The 4134-nt window shown below is 66.0% G+C and carries 6 protein-coding genes; 3 read left to right on the top strand and 3 right to left on the bottom strand.

Going from position 1 to position 4134, the window contains the following annotated elements:
* The coding region (locus EOA28_RS27015; protein WP_148670870.1) for a helix-turn-helix transcriptional regulator at positions 1-333 on the bottom strand (333 nt) is incomplete at its 3' end.
* A 192-nt stretch (positions 334-525) separates the two neighbouring features.
* Here EOA28_RS27015 and EOA28_RS27010 point away from each other — a divergent pair.
* The gene (locus EOA28_RS27010; RefSeq protein WP_126081736.1) at positions 526-1704 is read left to right on the top strand and encodes an MFS transporter; all 1179 of its coding nucleotides are present in this window, start codon (positions 526-528) and stop codon (positions 1702-1704) included.
* Positions 1705-1736: 32 nt separating this feature from the next.
* Here the strand turns inward: EOA28_RS27010 and EOA28_RS27005 are convergent, their stop codons facing one another.
* Positions 1737-2201 carry a MarR family winged helix-turn-helix transcriptional regulator gene (locus EOA28_RS27005; RefSeq protein WP_128315462.1) on the bottom strand — a complete coding sequence of 155 codons (465 nt, stop codon included), beginning with the start codon at positions 2199-2201 and terminating at the stop codon, positions 1737-1739.
* 189 nt (positions 2202-2390) lie between these two features.
* Here EOA28_RS27005 and EOA28_RS27000 point away from each other — a divergent pair, with 189 nt between their 5' ends.
* A complete protein-coding gene (locus EOA28_RS27000; RefSeq protein ID WP_127252893.1) occupies positions 2391-3185 on the top strand; it encodes an SDR family oxidoreductase in 795 nt (264 codons plus the stop codon).
* Positions 3186-3191: 6 nt separating this feature from the next.
* Here EOA28_RS27000 and EOA28_RS26995 read toward each other — a convergent pair whose 3' ends face one another.
* Positions 3192-3791, bottom strand: a complete 600-nt coding sequence (locus tag EOA28_RS26995) for a LysE family translocator (RefSeq protein WP_127252894.1) — start codon at positions 3789-3791, stop codon at positions 3192-3194.
* 99 nt (positions 3792-3890) lie between these two features.
* Here EOA28_RS26995 and EOA28_RS26990 point away from each other — a divergent pair.
* A partial coding sequence (locus EOA28_RS26990; RefSeq protein WP_128315463.1) for a LysR family transcriptional regulator occupies positions 3891-4134 on the top strand: 244 nt, incomplete at its 3' end.

Raw genomic sequence — 4134 nt, 5'->3', positions numbered from 1 at the left:
GGTGCCGCCCGCCGGCAGATCCTTGTCGCCGTCAGCCGCGGCGATCACGCTGTCGAGCAGGCCGGGGAAACGCTTGTCGAGGTCGTCGCGGCGCAGCGTGATCAGCCGGCTGGTGCCGACCGCTTCGCTGCGCGTGACACCCGCCTCGCGCAGCTTGGCGAGGTGGTAGCTGAGATTGGTCTTGGAGGCGAGGTCGAGAAACTTGCTGCAGTTCATCGGCACGCCTTCCTTGCGAGCCAGATAGCGCACGATGGAAAGCCGGGTCGGGTCGCCGAGCACGGCAAGCACGATCGGCAGGCTGATCTGGTCGGCGGTTGGATGGGGCAGGCTCATGACCAAGAATTAAGCACAAACGGCACGAACTTCAACGCGGCTCCTCTTTCTGCCGACCGACATAGGCTCTTCTTTCGGCCGCGTCCTGTCACAGGGCTGTCAGCAGGGTTCAGCTATTTTCTCCCGGCTCGGTTGACATCATGCCCTGTTATGTCCAATTGTTCAATAACTTTTGAACTAAGGACAAATCCCATGGACAAGCGGATCTTCTGGCTGGCGCTCGGATCGTTTGCGATCTCGACCGAAGGTTTCGTCATCTCAAGCCTTCTTCCCGACATTGCATCCGATGCCGGCATATCCGTGCCGCTCGCCGGCTCGCTGATCACCGCCTTCGCGCTCGCCTACGCCATCGGCGCGCCCGTGCTGGCGACGCTGACCGGCGAATGGGACCGGCGGCGCGTCATCCTGTGGACGCTGGTATTCTTCGTCATCGGCAACATCGTCGCCGCGCTGAGCTCGTCCTTCGAACTGCTTTTGATCGCCCGCATCGTCATGGCGCTTTCGTCCGGCCTGTTCGCCGCGACTGCGCAGGGGACGGCCGTGGCTCTGGTCGATGACCATCACCGGGCCCGCGCCATTGCCGTTGTCGTCGGTGGCACCACGGTGGCCGTCGCCGTCGGCGCGCCGCTCGGCGCCCTGGTCGCAGCTGTCGCCGGCTGGCGCGGCACGTTCTTCGCCATCGCCGCGCTCGGCGCGCTGTCCGGCGCGATCCTGTGGTGGCGGCTGCCGCGCGGCATCATCGGCACCAGGCTGCCACTGAAGCGCAGGCTGGCGGCGGCTGTTCGCCCCGGCGTAATGCCGATCCTGCTGACGACGACGCTTGCGCTGGTCGGCGCCTTCACCGTCTTCGCCTTCATCGCGCCCTTGGCCCTTCAGGGTGGCGGGCTCTCGCCGATCGCGCTGCCCGGCATGCTGCTCGCCTTCGGCGTCGGCGCCGTCATCGGCAATATCGCCGGCGGCCAGGCCGCCGACCGCTTCGGCGCGACCCGCACCGTCGCCTGGTCGCTGACGCTGTCGGCCGCGACGCTCGCCACCTTCTCGCTGATCCCGGCCTTCCTGCCGCATTCGATCGCCGGACCGGCGCTGATGGGTATGATGGTGCCTTGGGGCATTGTCGGCTGGGCCTTCCCGCCGGCGCAGGCGAGCCGCATCCTCAAGATCGCGCCCGACGCCGCGCCCATTGTCTTGTCGCTCAATGCCTCGGCGCTCTATTTCGGCGTCGCTTTGGGCGCTGTGGTCGGCGCCGCCGTGCTGCGCTTCGGCGCGCCGGCCGATCTCGGCCTGATCGCCGCGGTGTTTCCGATCGTGGGCCTGGGTATCGTGCTGGCGGGCCGTGTTTTTGCGCGCCCGGTCGCGATGCCGGCGGAATAAGCTGCTTGAAAGCGTGACGGACGGCCGCTTCTTCAATTCGAAGGAGCGGCCGCCGGCATTTCCAGATCGAGATCGGCCACAGCATCCAGCGCCGCACGCAGCTTCGCCGCCTGCTCCGTGCCGACCTTGTCCTCGAATTGCCGCTGGGCGATGCTCCAGAGCTTGAGCGCCTCGTCGAGCTTGGCTTGGCCTCGTGGCGTCAGCCGCACGCGCTTGACGCGGCGGTCGTCCTTGTCGGGAAAGGTCTCGACATAACCGTCGCGGATCAGCGGTTTCAGCGTGTGGCCGAGCGCCGACAGGTCCATGATCAGCACCTCGGCGATGGCGCCCATCGCCGGCTCGTCGCTGATGTGGATCTGAAAGAGCAGGCCGAACTGCGTGCCCTTCAGGCCTGACGGCGCCAGCGCGTCATCATAGAAGCGGCCGAGACTGCGCGCGGCGCGGCGCAGCGTGGCGTTGTTGCAGTCGCTGAATCCAGGCTTGCGAGCTTCGGTCATGATCACTCCTTGCCGGCGCAAAGACGCGCCAGCCTGCCTCAGAAATAGTTTTTGCCGCTGCCGTTGACAAGATAGTGGCATATACCTACTTCGGTGAAAGTGGCATATGCCACTAATCGAAATCAGAGGCTCGGCGGATGAACTGACCATCGGCGCCGAACCAGCGAAGCGAACAAAAGGAACAGGACAATGAGCACGAAGGACAACAAGGGCACGGCGGTCATCACCGGCGCATCCTCAGGCATCGGCGCGGTCTATGCGGACCGGCTGGCAGGGCAGGGCTACGATCTGGTGCTGGTGGCGCGCCGCGCCGACCGGCTGCAGGAGGTGGCGGAAAGGCTCGCCTATGCCTATGGCCGCAAGGTCGATACGATCGTCGCCGACCTCTCTGTCGATGCCGACCTGCACCGCGTCGAGCAGGCGGTGTCGACGGATGACAGCGTGACGCTGCTGATCAACAATGCCGGCGTGGCCGGCCTGGAGACGGTCGCCGATGCCGATGCCGACACGGCGGAGCGCATGATCAAGGTCAATGTCGTGGCGCTGACCAGGCTGACTCGCGCGGTGTTGCCGGGCTTGCTCAAGCGCAATCGCGGCGGGATCATCAACATCGCCTCGGTGGTGGCCTATGGCATCGCCGTCGGCGGCATCTACAGCGGCACCAAGGCCTATGTCGCCAACTTCACGGAAGCGCTGCAGAAGGAAGTCGCCGGCACCAATGTGAAGGTTCAGTCGGTGGTGCCCGGGCCGATCCGCACCGAGTTGTGGGACGTCTCCGGAATCAGCCTCGACAGGATCAATCCGGACTGGATCATGAGTGCCGAGGATCTGGTCGACGCGGCGCTTGCCGGCTTCGCCCAGGGCGAGACGGTCACCGCGCCCGGCCTTGCCGATGCGGCCGGGCTGACGACGTATCTCGGCGCGAGGGATCAGTTCTTCGGCAGCCTGTTCTCCGGCAAGCCGGCGGCGCGCTACGCCGTCTGACCTCTCTCAAGCTGGCCGCCACATCTGCAGGATCGAGGCGGCCAGCAGCAGGCCGAGCACGATGTTCAGCGCGCGCCACTGGCGCTCCGTCTTGAGCAGGCGGGCAAGCAGGGTTCCCGCCACGCACCACAACGACAGCGACAAAGCCGCGGCCAGGCCGAACACGGCGCCGAGCAGCAGCGCGAGTTGCAACGGACCATCCGCCAGGGCCGCGAAGGACGCGGCGGCGCCCAGCCCCATCGCCCAGCCCTTCGGGTTCATCCATTGGATGCCGGCGCCGCCGAAAAAGCTGTTCGGCCTGGCCATGCTGATGTCGAGGTTGGGCGGACCGCTGCGGCCGATCTTGATCGCCAGCCATATCAGATAGAGCGAGCCCGCTATCTTCATGGCGAGCTGGAGGGAGGGCACCGCGGCGAGCAGGCCGGCGAGGCCTGCGGCGCCTGCGGCCGCCACGGTCGCCAGCCCCGCCGCGCTGCCGGCCATCAGCGGCACCGAGCGGCGAAAGCCGAATTGCGCGCCGGAGGCGGTCGACAATGTCGTGGCGATGCCGGGCGTCGAGGTCGAGATCAGCGCGAACAGGACCAGCGGGATGATGGTTTCGGACATGCGGGGTTCCCAGTCGAGGAGCCGCCATGCTTATGCGCTTGGCGGCATCAGTAAATGCAATGTTTGATATGGTTTGCATTAGAGAATATAATGGAAGCCATGATCCGCGATCTCGACACGAGTCTCATCCGCACCTTCGTCATGACGGCCGACAAGGCCAGCATGACGGCGGCGGCCAATGCGCTCCACCTGACGCAAGGCGCCGTCAGCCAGCAGGTCAAACGGCTGGAAGATGTGCTGGGGCAACGCCTGTTCGAGCGCGACCGCCGCCGTCTGAAGCTGACCCGTTCCGGCGAGCGGCTGCTCGACAAGGCCAGGCGCCTGCTGCAGCTCAATGACGAGA

The organism is Mesorhizobium sp. M2A.F.Ca.ET.067.02.1.1 (genome assembly GCF_004023285.1).
Taxonomy (GTDB): Bacteria; Pseudomonadota; Alphaproteobacteria; order Rhizobiales; family Rhizobiaceae; genus Mesorhizobium.
Note: the sequence above shows the minus strand (reverse complement) of the source record. Positions and strands in the feature narration are given on the sequence as shown.

What these genes read in the sequence shown, in the direction of transcription:
- EOA28_RS27010 (WP_126081736.1), top strand. Translation starts at nt 526, where the DNA reads ATGGACAAGCGGATCTTCTGGCTGGCGCTCGGATCGTTTGCGATCTCG.
- EOA28_RS27005 (WP_128315462.1), bottom strand. Translation starts at nt 2,201, where the DNA reads ATGACCGAAGCTCGCAAGCCTGGATTCAGCGACTGCAACAACGCCACG.
- EOA28_RS27000 (WP_127252893.1), top strand. Translation starts at nt 2,391, where the DNA reads ATGAGCACGAAGGACAACAAGGGCACGGCGGTCATCACCGGCGCATCC.
- EOA28_RS26995 (WP_127252894.1), bottom strand. Translation starts at nt 3,791, where the DNA reads ATGTCCGAAACCATCATCCCGCTGGTCCTGTTCGCGCTGATCTCGACC.